This is a genomic window from Streptomyces sp. NBC_00016 (assembly GCF_045040885.1).
In the GTDB taxonomy this organism is placed as follows: Bacteria; Actinomycetota; Actinomycetes; order Streptomycetales; family Streptomycetaceae; genus Streptomyces; species Streptomyces coriariae.
Map to the genome: position 1 here is coordinate 5,088,221 of NZ_CP108304.1, position 12,720 is coordinate 5,100,940.

Below are 12,720 nucleotides of genomic sequence, written 5' to 3' on the forward strand. Positions count from 1 at the left end.
CTTCCGGGACGAAGTGCGCGCGACGCGGTGCATGCATTCCGCGCGAGCCGAGAACAGGGCAATGCAGCCTAACGGGACGGAGAGATCGAAGACCCGCATTTCCGGTGATGTGACCGAGGCGCCCGGACAGGATGGGATGCTGCGGTGAGAGTGCCGCCCCACCTCGCACACTCGCCCTACGTGTGGGTGCGGAGGGGAAATACGGGTGGACCGTGGCGGTCCCGGTCGTGGAACCGAACGGAAAACCAAGCCGTCTGCGGGGGAAGCAGGCACCTTCCGATCCAGGAAGTGCGCAGACCGACCGAAAGATGTTCGAGGCGAGGCACACCATGGACGCTCCGACCAGCAGGTCGGCCGACACCGGCACGTCCGGCGGCGGGGACGGATGGTTCACACCGCGCAAGCAGCCGGAGCCGGCTCCACGGGGCGAGCAAGGGGCTTCTGAGGGCCGTCGCCTGGCAGCACTGCGCCCGGTGGGCAGGAACGCGGTCGACTCCCACGGGGAGGCGCCCCAGGGCGGCACCACGGACGCCGAGCGCCGAATACACCCGGACCCGCCGACCCCCGACGACGCGACGACCGCCCCCGCGAGCGCACAGCCCCCGTCGCCGCGCCGGCAGGAATCCCCCACCGAGGTCCACCACCCCGCCGAGACACCACCCTTCGTGCAGTCTCGGCCACCGGCCCCGCCCGAGGCACCGGCCCCGCCCGAGACACCCGACGCCCCTCGAGGTCACGCGGAATCCGGGGCACTTGCCCGGCAGCAGGCGTCCCTGTCGTCGCCGCTGCCGCCGATGCAGCAGCCGCCGTCGGTGTCCGCGGAAGTGCCCGGGCCCCCGCAGCGTGCCGTGCTCACCGAGTCCCGTTCGGCCGTACAACAGGTCACCGCCTCGCCCGTCGATTCCCTGCTGTCCGCTCAACGGCCGTCGCCTGTCGGCAACGCGTCTCCGGACGCCGTCCTCGTCCGGCGCACGATGGCCGAGGTGGCTCCGGTGGCCGACAAGGTCACGTCGTACTTCTACGCGCTGCTGTTCGTCCGCCACCCCGACCTGCGCTCGCTGTTCCCGCCCGCGATGGATGCCCAACGGGACCGGCTGCTCAAGGCACTGCTCACCGCCGCCGAGCACGTGGACAACAAGGCGGTCCTCGTCGAGTACCTCCAGAACCTGGGCCGTGGTCACCGCAAGTACGGCACCAGGGCCGAGCACTATCCGGCCGTCGGCGAATGCCTCATCGGCGCGTTGAGCAAGTACGCGGACGCCGTGTGGAACGCCGAGACGGAGGCGGCCTGGGTCCGGACCTACACCACGATCTCCCAGGTCATGATCGACGCGGCGGCCGTGGACGAACTGCGCGCCCCGCCCTGGTGGTACGCGGAGGTCGTCACGCACGACCTCAGAACGCCGGACGTGGCGATCCTCACCGTCCGCCCCAACCAGCCCTACCCCTTCCTCGCCGGGCAGTACGCGAGCCTGGAGACGCCGTGGTGGCCGCGGATCTGGCGGCACTACTCCTTCGCCTCGGCACCACGCTCCGACGGCCTGCTGGCGTTCCATGTGAAGGCCGTCCCCGCGGGCTGGGTCTCCAGCGCCCTGGTGCACCGCGCCCGGCCCGGCGACGTCATCCGGCTCGGCCCCCCGGCCGGTTCGATGACCGTCGACCACACCAGGAACAGCGGGCTGCTCTGCGTGGGCGGTGGCACCGGCATAGCCCCCATCAAGGCGCTGGTCGAGGATGTCGCCGAGCACGGCACCCGGCGCCCGGTCGAGGTGTTCTACGGCGCGCGGAGCGATCACGACCTGTACGACATCGACACGATGCTCCGGCTCCAGCAGTCCCACCCCTGGCTGGAGGTCCGCCCGGTGGTCGACCGGCACGGTCTGCTCCAGTTGCCCGACGCGATACGCACCTTCGGGCCCTGGGCCGAGTACGACGCCTATGTCGCCGGTCCGCCCGGGATGATCCGCAGCGGGGTGGACGCGCTGCGCGGCGTCGGCATCCCCTCGGAGCGCATACGGCACGACTCGGTCGAGGAACTCGTCGCAACCGGAAGCTGACCCGGCGCCCGGGGGGCCGCTCCGGACCGGGCTCAGCCCCTCAGCCGAGGTCGGGCGCGTGCATGGCGCGGACGCCCTCGATGTTGCCGTCGAGGTAGTGCCGCAGCGACAGCGGTACGAGGTGGACGGAGGCGATCCCGACCCGGGTGAACGGCACACGGACGATCTCGTACTCGCCGGCGGGTTCCTCGATCTCGGGGCCGTGCCGCTGGGCCGGGTCCATGGACTCCAGACGGCAGACGAAGAAGTGCTGCACCTTCACGCCGGTCGCACCCCCGTCGTCACCGATGTGCTCGACGGTGTCGACGAAGCAGGGCACCACGTCGGTGATCTTGGCGCCGAGTTCCTCGTGCACCTCGCGGTGCAAGGCGTCCACCACGGTCGCGTCATCCGGTTCGACCCCGCCACCGGGCGTGACCCAGTAGGGATCCACACCGGGCTTGGTGCGCTTGATCAGGATCAGGTTGTCGCCGTCCAGCAGAACGGCTCGTGCGGTGCGCTTGACCACGGGTCGGACGGTCATGGGAGAAATGTGGCCCGGCTGGTTCCACGTGAAACATCGTGAGCGGTCACCGGAGGAGATCATTCCCTGCCACCGGGTGGAAACCGGGTCAGTACCAGGCGGTGGCCGCGCCCAGCAGCCATTCGTGGGCCCGGGCGATGTGCGGCGTCGCCAGCGTTCCTGTGCGCGCCACGAGAACGTACGTCCGTAGCGGCGGCACCGCCGGTTCGTGCAGCGCGACGATGTCACCGCGGTCCAGAGCGGCCGCACACAGATAGCGGGGCAGGACCGCCAGACCGGCGCCCGCGACAGCGCACGCGAGGACCGCGCGCAGGTCGGGCACGATGACGGTGCCCGAGGCGGCGGGGCGCGAGTCGAAGACGGAGGCCCAGTAGCGGGAGACGAGGGGCAGGGACTCGTGAACCTCGACGACCGGGAGGTTCTCCAGCGCGGTCGCGTCCTTGCGGCACAGCTTCCCGGCATCGATCCGCTCGTCCCACTGCGGGGCGGCGACCAGGACGTGCTCCTCGTCGCACAGCGGAGTGGCCGCGAGCAGCGCCCCGCGCGGTCGCGCCGTGCTGATGGCCAGGTCGTGGTGGCCGGCGGCCAGGCCCTCCAGGACCTCCTCGGCGTTGCCGAAGGAAGCGCGCAGGGCGAACCCCTGGCCGTCGTCGCCGGACAGCTCGGTGAGTGCGGGAAGGGCCCGCTCGGCGGTGAATTCGGGGGGCCCTGCGAGATGCAGCGTCCGCCCGGCGGCCTCGTCGTCGGGGCCGGTTCCGGCGATCTCCACCAGGGCGTCGAGATGAGGAGCGGCCTTGTGGGCGAGTTCGTCGCCGATGCTCGTCGGCGTCACGCCGCGGGCCTGCCGCAGGAACAGGGGGCGGCCCAGCTGCCGCTCCAGCGTGCGGATCTGTGAGGTGACGGCCGGCTGGGACAGTCCCAGCAGAGCGGCGGCACGAGTGAAGGAGCCGGCCCGGTGCACGGTCACGAAGGTGCGCAGCAAAGCCAGATCCACGGAGCGTCCTCCCTTTTCCCCGCCTTTCCTCCAGCTCTGAGGCAGGGCCCAACTATAAATAAGTCGATAGGCTTCTGTCGCTACTGTGATTGGACACTGACACAGAGTCAACTAGCCTTGTTCGCGCGGTTCTTCGCGCGCAGAACCGAGGACGGTCCGAGCCACGAGGGGGGAGGCTCGGACCGTCCGTTGTGCGTAGCGGGGCCCCGACGCGGGGTCCGTAAGGCGGTCACCGCGCCGACTCCTCCAGCGCACGCAGCACATCCGCCACCAGGTCCTCGGGGTCCTCGGCACCGACGGACAGCCGGATGAAGCCCTCCGGCACCGCGTCCCCACCCCAGCGCCCGCGCCGCTCCGCGGTCGACCGCACCCCGCCGAAGCTCGTCGCGTCGTCCACGAGCCGCAGGGCTTCGAGAAAACGCTCGGCATGCGCGCGCGTGGACAGCGTGAAGGAGATCACGCAGCCGTAGCGACGCATCTGCTGTGAGGCGACCTTGTGGGACGGGTCGTCCGGCAGCCCCGGGTACCGCAGTCCGCTCACCTCGGGCCTCCCCCGCAGTGCCTCGGCCACGGCCATGGCGGTGGTGTTCTGCTGCTCCACGCGCAAGTGGAGGGTGGCGATCGACCGGTGCGCGAGCCAGGCCTCCATGGGCCCGGGGATCGCCCCGACGATCTTGCGCCAGCGCCGTACGGCTGTCATCGGCGTACCGGCCCGCCCGGTGACGTAGCCGAGGAGGACGTCGCCGTGACCCGTGAGCTGCTTGGTGCCACTGGCCACCGAGAAGTCGGCGCCGAGTTCGAGCGGGCGCTGCCCGAGCGGGGTGGCGAGCGTGTTGTCCACAGCCACCAGAGCGCCACGCGCGTGTGCCGCCTCGACGAGCCGCCGGATGTCGCACACGTCGAGCCCGGGGTTCGAGGGGGACTCGATCCACAGCAGCTTCGCGCCGTCCAGGACGCTCAGCTGGGCGTCGTCGCCGGTCGGCGCGGTGCGTACCTCGATGCCGTACGCCTCCAACTGCGCGCGTACCAGAGGCAGCACCTGGTAACCGTCGTCGGGCAGCACGACGGTGTCCCCGGCCTTCAGCTGGGAGAACAGCACCGACGAGATCGCGGCCATGCCGGAGGCGAAGGCGAGCGTCTCGACGTCGTCCTGGCCCGGTGCCTCGAGCTCGCCTATGGCGTGCTCCAGGTGGGTCCAGGTCGGGTTCTCGTCACGGCCGTAGGTGTACGGGCCCGTGGGCTCGCCCGGCAGGTGGAAGTGCGCTGCGAACACCGGCCCGGGAAGGGTCGGCTCGTACTTCACCGGCTCGGGCAGCCCCGCCCGCACCGCGCGCGTGCCCTCGCCGGGGCCTCTGGAAAGCTCTCCGTCGGTAGCGGATCCGCTCATGTCACTTGTCCTTCCACGTCGTCTCGTACGGCGGCGAGCAGACCGGCGCTCGCCTCCTCCACCATCTCAAGGCACTCCTCGAAGCCGCTCAGGCCCCCGTAGTAGGGGTCGGGGACGTCGAGGTCGTCGGCTGCCGCGGGCGCGTAGGACCGCAGCAGCCGTATCTTCGCCGCGTCCTCCTGGGTGGGTGCGAGGAGGCGCAGGGCCTTGAGATGGCCGGCGTCGAGGGCTATGACGAGGTCGAGGCGGGCGAACCACGACGACTCGAAGCGCCGGGCCGTGTGGTCGAGGGCATATCCGTGCTCCTCCAGGACGGAGCGGGCACGCGGATCGGCGTCCTCGCCCTCGTGCCAGTCACCCGTGCCGGCGCTCTCGATCTCGACCAGTGCCTCGAGACCGGCGTCGTCCACGCGCGCGCGGAAGACCGACTCGGCCATCGGCGAGCGGCAGATGTTGCCGGTGCAGACGAAACAGACGCGGTAGGTCATCGCGGCCTCAGTCGCCGTCGGGCATGACGACGTTGAGGGCCCAGGAGACGACGGAAATGATCAGGCCGCCCAGGACCGCGGTCCAGAAGCCCTCCACATGGAAGCTCAGGTCGAGCTTGTCGGCCAACCACGAGGTCAGCAGCAGCATCAGGGCGTTGACCACCAGGGTGATCAGGCCGAGGGTGAGGATGAAGAGGGGGAAGGTCAGCACCTTCACGACTGGCTTGACCAGGAAGTTCACCAGGCCGAAAAGCAGTGCGACGACGACGAGGGTGCCTATCTTCTTGCCCGTGCTGTCACCGGTCAGGGTGATCTTGTCGAGCAGCCAGACGGCGACCGCCAGGGCGCCTGCGTTGGCGATCGTCTTGACTACGAAATTCTTCATGTGTCTGATCGTGGCAGAGAGATCGAGAACGAGCACCGGACAAGGGCGGACCAGGTCGATGAAGGCATTCCGGTTGGATGAACTGGAGGCGGAGCGCGCCGCCAACGACGGTGCCTACCTGCAGTTTCTGCGTGAACGGAACATGTCGGTCGGGCTGTATGCGCTCGACGCCGGCGCGCATGATCCACAGAATCCGCACAATCAGGACGAGGTGTACTTCGTCGTGAGCGGGCGTGCCTCGATCACGGTCGGTCTGGAGACGACTCAGGTGGCGCGGGGCAGTGTGGTGTACGTCCCGGCCGGGGTCGCCCACAAGTTCCATCACATCAGCGAGGACCTTCGGGTCCTGGTCGTCTTCTCGCCGGCCGAGGGGTGAACTCGTCCGTCCGGTGCCCGACCTGAGCGTGTCCGTCCGCTGGTCGACCAGCGGTCTCGGGGTTCCCTAGGGGTTCGGTCAGGGGAGGACAAGGGATGCGAGGCCCCCGTCGGCACCCTCTTCGGACCTAGCATCGGCGGCAGGACATCGAAACGCTCCGGCCCGACAGGGGTGCCGGACATCGAACGAAGAGGATGAGGACAAGGGCCATGCGAGAGATCTTCGCGGGAATGCCGTGGTGGGTGAAGTGGGTCGCGGTGCCGGTCATCGCCCTGGTCGTGTTCGGTGGCCTCATAGCCAGCGTCGTCGGGTTCGTGATCGGCCTGCTCTTCAAGCTGCTGGTCTTCGTGGCGCTGGTCGGCGGACTGATCTACGTCGTAAGGAAGTTCACTTCGAGTTCCTCCTCGCGCAGCGACTGGTGAGCGGTGCGGGAGGCCGTGAGCGGTAACAGAAATCGCCTGTTCCCTCGGCCGGGGGAAGTTTCCCTGACAGCCCGTCTGTACGCGGTGGCAGACGGTTAAAGTCCGGAACTCGTCGCGGGGACGAACCCCCCGCGAGTGGCGCACACCCCCCTCCCGTGTTCCTCGCACGGACGTCCCCCTCGCGCTTCGGAAGTGACCCATGGTCATGGTTGACACCGCATCGGCAGAACCGTTCGCACCCCCATCCCGGCCGCGGTCCGCCGCACCCCCACTGCAACGCCCACCGAACACGACCACCCCCGAGCATCCGCACCCCGCGGCCACCCTGATCGGCTCCGTCCAGCGCGCCATGCGGCTGCTGGAATCCGTCGCCGAGCACGAGTACGGGGCTCCGGCCAAACAGCTCGCCCGCGAGACCGGACTCGCGCTGCCCACGGCCTACCACCTGCTGCGCACCCTCGTGCACGAGGGCTATCTGCGGCGGGACAGAGGGCTGTTCTTCCTCGGCGAGGCGGCTGAGCGGCTCGGCAGGAGCGGAGCCGCGCAGAAACGTCGCAGCACGGTCGCTGACACCCTCGCCCAGTGGCGCGATTCGATCGGTGTCCCCGTGTACTACGCCAGGTACCGCGACGGCGAGATCGAGATCATGTGCGTTTCGGACACCCCGGGCAATCCGGCGGTCGAGGAGTGGGCCGACTTCGGCGAGACCGCGCACGCGCACGCCATCGGCCAGTGTCTGCTCTCCCAGTTGGACGAGGACGCCCGCCGCGACCACCTGGCCCGCTACCCCGCCGAGTCGATCACGCCGTACACCGTGCGTGACAACCATGCCCTGCTGCGGCGCCTGGAGCGGATGCGGCGCATGGAACCGGTCGTCGAACGGCAGGAGTATGCGTTGGGCACGGTGTGCGCCGCCGTCCCGATCACCGTGGGCACCACGGCGTCCACGATGGCGATCTCCCTGCCCGCCCATCACGCCGACCGGTTGCTGCCGGCCGCCCGGCAGCTTCAGAGCGAGATCGGACGGCTGCTGGGGTCGCTGGCGATCTCTATCAGTATCTGAAAACTCACTCCTTGTGATCTGTTGTGTACTTTCAGCAAGATGCGTGCAGTGTCAGAAGGTCCATTCCCGGCCAGTCGGCGGCAAATGACGGGGTAAGGCGATGCGCGAGTCCGTACAGGCAGTACAGGCAGAGGTCATGATGAGCTTCCTCGTCTCCGAGGAGCTCTCGTTCCGCATTCCGGTGGAGCTGGGTTACGAGTCGTGCGATCCCTATGCCGTGCGACTCACCTTCCATCTGCCCGGTGATGCCCCGGTGACCTGGGCTTTCGGGCGCGAGCTGCTCATCGACGGGGTGGGCAGGCCGTGCGGCGAAGGGGACGTCCGTGTCTCGCCGGTGGATCCCGATGTGCTGGGGGAGGTCCTGATCCGGCTTCAGGTCGGCGGTGACCAGGCGCTGTTCCGCTCCTCGGCGGCCCCGCTCGTGGCCTTCCTCGACCGCACCGACAAGCTGGTTCCGCTGGGCCAGGAGGGTGCTCTCGCCGATTTCGACGCCCATCTGGACGAGGCGTTGGACCGGATCCTGGCGGAGGAGCAGAGCGCCGGCTGACGTGATGGCGAAGCGAGTGGTGGCGAAGCGAGTGTGGCGAAGGCTTCGCTGCGGTCGGTGTTGTGCAGGAACGCTTCTTCATGGGGTTGGCGCAGGCGCCGAACGGCCTTGTCGAGCGGAGTGAGGCGTGCGCCCGAGTCGGCCGGTGTGGTCGGCACTCGGGCGCCCTCCCGCCTCAGCGCTTGCGCCGCCTGCCCCGGCCGCCCCGGGTCTGGGCGCTGCCCGCCGCCACCGCACCCGCCGGAGCCGCAGGAGTGGCTTCCGGAGCCGTCACGGGCGCCTTTCCAGGGCCGGCCCGGTCGGCGGAGACCACCAGGGCCGCCAGGGCCGTTGTGACGGGCACGGAGGCGACCAGGCCGATCGAGCCCACCAGGGTGCGCACGATCTCCTCGGCGACCAGTTCGCTGTTGGCGACGCTGCCCACGCTGCTCTGCGCGATCGAGAAGAGCAGCAGCAGCGGCAGCGCGGCACCGGCGTAGGCGAGGACGAGCGTGTTGACCACGGACGCGATGTGGTCGCGGCCGATGCGGATCCCGGCCCGGTACAGGCCGCGCCAGCCCATCGCGGGGTTGGCCTCGTGCAGTTCCCAGACCGCCGAGGTCTGAGTGACCGTCACGTCGTCGAGGACGCCGAGCGAGCCGATGATGATGCCGGCCAGCAGCAGGCCGCTCATGTCGATCGACGGGTACAGGCCGTGGATCAGGCCGGTGTTGTCGTCCGTGTTGCCGGTCAGCGCGGCCCAGTCGATGAACAGCGAGCCGAGGACGCCGATCAGCAGCAGTGAGATCAGCGTGCCGAGCACCGCGACGGAGGTGCGCGCCGAGAGCCCGTGACAGAGATACAGCGCGATCAGCATGATGGCGCTCGAACCCACCACCGCCACGACCAGCGGGTTCGACCCCTGGAGGATCGCGGGCAGCACGAAGAAGTTCAGCACCATGAAGCTGATGGCCAGCGCGACCAGCGCCATGACGCCCCGCAGCCGCCCGACGACCACGACGGCGACCGCGAAGATGATCGCCAGGACCGCCATGGGGATGCGGCGGTTCACATCGGTGACCGAGTACTGGAGGTCCTTCGGCGCGGAGGGCTCGTAGGCGACCACGACCTTCTCGCCCTGCTCCAACTGCCGTGACTGGTCCGGCTGGACGATCTCGGTGAAGGTACGGCCCTTGTCGTCGCCGGTGTCCACCCGGATCGTGGCCCGCTTGCAGGTGCCGGCCGCCTGCTGCTGGGCGGAGGAGCCCTCGGCCGTGGAGGTGTCGCCGGTAGGGGTGTCGCCCGAGGCGTTCACCGACGCGCAGCTCAGGCTCACGACCTTGGTGACCGTGGCCTGCTGGGTCTGCCGGTCGAAGCCGACTCCGGTGCGCTCGTGCGCCGGGGCTCCGCCGGGCCACAGCACCACGAGCCCCACCAGTACCGCGGCTCCGAACGGGATGAGGATGGCCGCGATGACCTTGCGCAGGTGCTGGGAGACGGGGGCGGCCGGGCCATGACTGTGGCTGTGCGAATGCCCGTGCCCGCCGTCCGAACCGGAGCCGTGCCCGTCGCCCGGGCCATGGCCGTGCCCGTCGCCCTGGCCGTGTCCGCCGCCCTGGCCATCGCCGGGGCCGTTGCCGGGACCGCCGCCATGGCCACCGTCGTGACTCTGCCCATGACCGTGTTCGCGGTCGAAGCCATATCCGTCACCAGAGCCGGGACCAGAGCCAGGATCGGAACCGGAGCCGGGACCACGTTCAGGACGAGGGCCCGGGCCAGGACGGGGGCCGGGACCATGGTCGGGGCCGTACTCCTGCCCGGGCACGGACCGATCCCCGTACCCGTCGTACCCGCGGTCGTCCCCGTATCCCTGGTCGTTCTCGGGCCCTTGCCCGTTCCGGTATTCCTGCCCGTTCCGGTATCCCCGGCCGGTCCCGGGCCCTGGACCGTTTCCATAGCCCCGGCCACTCCCCGACCCCGACCCTGGCTGCGCTCCTGGCCCCGACTGGGGCCCCGGCCCTGCCCCGCGGCCCTCGACCGGGCCGGGCCCTCGGCCGCCAGGGGTTCCGGCGCGTCTCAGTCCGCCGAGCCCGCCTGCGTATCCCGGCCCGTGGTCGGGACTACGCGGGTGGTCGTGACCGTTGCTGAAGTCGCGGTCGCCTCTGGGGCCGCTGCCAGGACCGCTTCCGGAGCCATTGCCGGAGCCATTGCCGGGGCCGCTGGCGGCGCCCGGTCGGCGGGGCGGCTCGGGCGGCGGATACGGGGGCTGGTGTGTCGTGGTCACCGACCGATCATCGCAAGAACGACACGGGCCCTCTGTTCACCGCGCCAGAATTGACGCTAGCGTGGAGACAACCTTTGCACACGCGGGAGCTCGGAGCACCGGGCTGAGAGGGCGCTGACCTCCGTCTTCGCGATGTTTCACGTGGAACGTCTCTCGAATCGAGTGATGTTTCACATGAAACATCGGCAGGCGGTAGCCGCTGCGTCGACCGCCGAACCTGTTACCGGGTAATGCCGGCGTAGGGAGTAGGTCTCATGACCAACAAGGACGCACGCACGCCTGCCTTCACGCAGAACGCGACCAGCGAGAGCACGGTCGACGTGAATGCCTCGGAGGCCGGGAAGTCCATCGGCTGGCACAAGGGGTACGTCGAGGGCACTCGCTCCGATCTACAGGTGCCGGTTCGTCAGGTGCATCTCACCAACGGGCAGTCGGTCAGCCTGTACGACACCTCCGGCCCGTACACCGATCCACTCGTCGAGACCGACGTCCGCAGGGGCCTGTCGCCGTTGCGCGAGAACTGGATCATCGCCCGGGGCGACACCGCCGAGTACGCGGGCCGGCCGGTCCGCCCCGAGGACGACGGCCTCAAGCACACCTCACCGCGCGGCGGTCTGCGCAACCTCGACGCGGTCTTCCCGGGCCGGCCGCGCCTGCCGCGCCGCGGGCGGAACGGCGAGGCGGTCACCCAGCTCGCGTATGCGCGCCGGGGGGAGATCACACCCGAGATGGAGTTCGTGGCCATCCGGGAGAACGTCTCCCCCGAGGTGGTTCGCGAGGAGATCGCGGCGGGTCGCGCCGTGCTGCCGGCCAACGTCAATCACCCGGAGATCGAGCCGATGATCATCGGCAAGCGGTTCCTGGTGAAGGTCAACGCCAACATCGGTAACTCGGCGGTGACGTCCTCCATCGAGGAGGAGGTCGAGAAGATGACCTGGGCGACCCGTTGGGGCGCCGACACGGTCATGGACCTGTCGACCGGCCGCAACATCCACACCACCCGCGAGTGGGTGCTGCGCAACTCCCCCGTCCCCATCGGCACGGTGCCGCTGTACCAGGCGCTGGAGAAGGTCGACGGCCGCGCCGAGGAACTGACCTGGGAGATCTACAAGGACACCGTCATCGAGCAGGCCGAGCAGGGCGTGGACTACATGACGGTCCACGCCGGTGTCCGCCTGTCGTACGTCCCGCTCACCGCCAACCGCAAGACCGGCATCGTGTCCCGTGGCGGCTCGATCATGGCGGCCTGGTGCCTCGCGCACCACAAGGAGTCGTTCCTCTACGAGAACTTCGAGGAACTCTGCGAGATCCTCGCCGCCTACGACGTCACGTACTCCCTGGGTGACGGCCTGCGGCCGGGTTCCATCGCGGACGCCAACGACGCTGCGCAGTTCGCTGAGTTGAGGACCCTCGGGGAACTCAACCGGGTCGCGAAGCGTTTCCATGTTCAGACGATGATCGAAGGCCCGGGCCATGTCCCGATGCACAAGATCAAGGAGAACATCGACCTTCAGCAGGAGATCTGTGATGAAGCTCCGTTCTATACGCTCGGCCCGCTGACGACGGACGTCGCGCCGGCGTACGACCACATCACCTCCGGCATCGGTGCCGCGATGATCGCCTGGTGGGGCACGGCCATGCTCTGCTACGTCACGCCGAAGGAACATCTGGGCCTGCCCAACCGGGACGACGTCAAGACCGGCGTCATCACCTACAAGATCGCCGCCCACGCAGCCGACCTCGCCAAGGGGCACCCCGGTGCGCAGGAATGGGACGACGCGCTGTCCGACGCCCGCTTCGAGTTCCGCTGGGAGGACCAGTTCAACCTCGCCCTCGATCCCGACACGGCACGGGAGTTCCACGACGAGACACTCCCCGCTGAGCCGGCGAAGACGGCGCACTTCTGCTCGATGTGCGGGCCGAAGTTCTGCTCGATGAAGATCAGCCAGAGCATCAACGAGCGGTTCGGCGGCGGGGCGGCCGACGGGGCCTCGGCGGAGGAGATCGCCGAGGGCATGCTGGAGAAGTCGAAGGAGTTCGCGGCGAGCGGGAACCGGGTGTACCTGCCGCTGGCTGACTGACGTACTCGGATCGGCGCTGTCCCCTGAGGTCCGCGGCCTGGGGACAGCGCCATCAGCGACCGTCACGGAGGGGGAGGGACGACGTTGTTGCGAGGGGGGAGAGGGGCCTTGGCGTGGGTGAAGTCGACGGCGCC

12 protein-coding genes and 1 riboswitch are annotated in these 12,720 nt (G+C 69.4%); of the genes, 6 read left to right on the forward strand and 6 right to left on the reverse strand.

The features are described from left to right. Window positions 1–329: 329 nt before the first annotated feature. Complete coding sequence (locus OG933_RS22535; RefSeq protein ID WP_405628638.1) at window positions 330–2,057, forward strand: globin domain-containing protein; 1,728 nt, start codon at window positions 330–332, stop codon at window positions 2,055–2,057. Between the two features lie 40 nt (window positions 2,058–2,097). Here the strand turns inward: OG933_RS22535 and OG933_RS22540 are convergent, their stop codons facing one another. The 5 genes from OG933_RS22540 to OG933_RS22560 form a co-directional block, all read right to left on the reverse strand. Further along, complete coding sequence (locus OG933_RS22540; protein ID WP_020130685.1) at window positions 2,098–2,580, reverse strand: NUDIX domain-containing protein; 483 nt, start codon at window positions 2,578–2,580, stop codon at window positions 2,098–2,100. A gap of 88 nt (window positions 2,581–2,668) precedes the next feature. Continuing rightward, a complete protein-coding gene (locus tag OG933_RS22545; protein ID WP_405628641.1) occupies window positions 2,669–3,574 on the reverse strand; it encodes a LysR family transcriptional regulator in 906 nt (301 codons plus the stop codon). A 229-nt stretch (window positions 3,575–3,803) separates the two neighbouring features. Next, a complete protein-coding gene (locus OG933_RS22550; RefSeq protein ID WP_405628643.1) occupies window positions 3,804–4,961 on the reverse strand; it encodes a cystathionine gamma-lyase in 1,158 nt (385 codons plus the stop codon). Continuing rightward, complete coding sequence (locus OG933_RS22555) at window positions 4,958–5,449, reverse strand: low molecular weight protein-tyrosine-phosphatase (RefSeq protein ID WP_405628645.1); 492 nt, start codon at window positions 5,447–5,449, stop codon at window positions 4,958–4,960. The genes OG933_RS22550 and OG933_RS22555 overlap by 4 nt, the downstream gene beginning before the upstream one ends. Window positions 5,450–5,456: 7 nt before the next feature. After that, entirely contained in the window at window positions 5,457–5,834 is a 378-nt protein-coding gene (locus OG933_RS22560; protein WP_054242144.1) for a phage holin family protein, read from the reverse strand. A 58-nt stretch (window positions 5,835–5,892) separates the two neighbouring features. Between OG933_RS22560 and OG933_RS22565 the strand changes: the two genes are divergently transcribed. The 4 genes from OG933_RS22565 to OG933_RS22580 all read left to right on the forward strand — a co-directional run bounded on the left by OG933_RS22565 (window position 5,893) and on the right by OG933_RS22580 (window position 8,242). Continuing rightward, on the forward strand, window positions 5,893–6,210 hold the full coding sequence (locus tag OG933_RS22565) for a cupin domain-containing protein (RefSeq protein ID WP_020130690.1): 318 nt from the start codon (window positions 5,893–5,895) through the stop codon (window positions 6,208–6,210). A gap of 209 nt (window positions 6,211–6,419) precedes the next feature. Beyond that, complete coding sequence (locus OG933_RS22570; protein ID WP_020130691.1) at window positions 6,420–6,632, forward strand: DUF5326 family protein; 213 nt, start codon at window positions 6,420–6,422, stop codon at window positions 6,630–6,632. 199 nt (window positions 6,633–6,831) lie between these two features. Further along, window positions 6,832–7,695: an IclR family transcriptional regulator C-terminal domain-containing protein gene (locus OG933_RS22575; RefSeq protein WP_362524326.1), complete on the forward strand. Its 864-nt coding sequence runs from the start codon at window positions 6,832–6,834 to the stop codon at window positions 7,693–7,695. Between the two features lie 100 nt (window positions 7,696–7,795). Beyond that, window positions 7,796–8,242 (forward strand): SsgA family sporulation/cell division regulator, encoded by a 447-nt coding sequence (locus OG933_RS22580; protein ID WP_020130693.1) that lies wholly within the window; start codon window positions 7,796–7,798, stop codon window positions 8,240–8,242. Window positions 8,243–8,417: 175 nt separating this feature from the next. On the opposite strand, the gene OG933_RS22585 is transcribed toward OG933_RS22580, so the two are convergent. Then, window positions 8,418–10,046, reverse strand: a complete 1,629-nt coding sequence (locus OG933_RS22585; RefSeq protein WP_405628649.1) for a YibE/F family protein — start codon at window positions 10,044–10,046, stop codon at window positions 8,418–8,420. A 531-nt stretch (window positions 10,047–10,577) separates the two neighbouring features. Next, window positions 10,578–10,767, forward strand: a riboswitch (TPP riboswitch). Between OG933_RS22585 and thiC the strand changes: the two genes are divergently transcribed. Then, window positions 10,760–12,586, forward strand: coding sequence for a phosphomethylpyrimidine synthase ThiC (gene thiC / locus OG933_RS22590; RefSeq protein WP_405628651.1), 1,827 nt, complete (start codon window positions 10,760–10,762; stop codon window positions 12,584–12,586). Its footprint overlaps the riboswitch before it by 8 nt. Window positions 12,587–12,720: the final 134 nt, after the last annotated feature.

What these genes read in the sequence shown, in the direction of transcription:
- OG933_RS22535 (WP_405628638.1), top strand. Translation starts at nt 330, where the DNA reads ATGGACGCTCCGACCAGCAGGTCGGCCGACACCGGCACGTCCGGCGGC.
- OG933_RS22555 (WP_405628645.1), bottom strand. Translation starts at nt 5,449, where the DNA reads ATGACCTACCGCGTCTGTTTCGTCTGCACCGGCAACATCTGCCGCTCG.
- OG933_RS22565 (WP_020130690.1), top strand. Translation starts at nt 5,893, where the DNA reads ATGAAGGCATTCCGGTTGGATGAACTGGAGGCGGAGCGCGCCGCCAAC.
- OG933_RS22550 (WP_405628643.1), bottom strand. Translation starts at nt 4,961, where the DNA reads ATGAGCGGATCCGCTACCGACGGAGAGCTTTCCAGAGGCCCCGGCGAG.
- thiC (WP_405628651.1), top strand. Translation starts at nt 10,760, where the DNA reads ATGACCAACAAGGACGCACGCACGCCTGCCTTCACGCAGAACGCGACC.
- OG933_RS22560 (WP_054242144.1), bottom strand. Translation starts at nt 5,834, where the DNA reads ATGAAGAATTTCGTAGTCAAGACGATCGCCAACGCAGGCGCCCTGGCG.
- OG933_RS22575 (WP_362524326.1), top strand. Translation starts at nt 6,832, where the DNA reads ATGGTCATGGTTGACACCGCATCGGCAGAACCGTTCGCACCCCCATCC.
- OG933_RS22540 (WP_020130685.1), bottom strand. Translation starts at nt 2,580, where the DNA reads ATGACCGTCCGACCCGTGGTCAAGCGCACCGCACGAGCCGTTCTGCTG.
- OG933_RS22580 (WP_020130693.1), top strand. Translation starts at nt 7,796, where the DNA reads ATGCGCGAGTCCGTACAGGCAGTACAGGCAGAGGTCATGATGAGCTTC.
- OG933_RS22570 (WP_020130691.1), top strand. Translation starts at nt 6,420, where the DNA reads ATGCGAGAGATCTTCGCGGGAATGCCGTGGTGGGTGAAGTGGGTCGCG.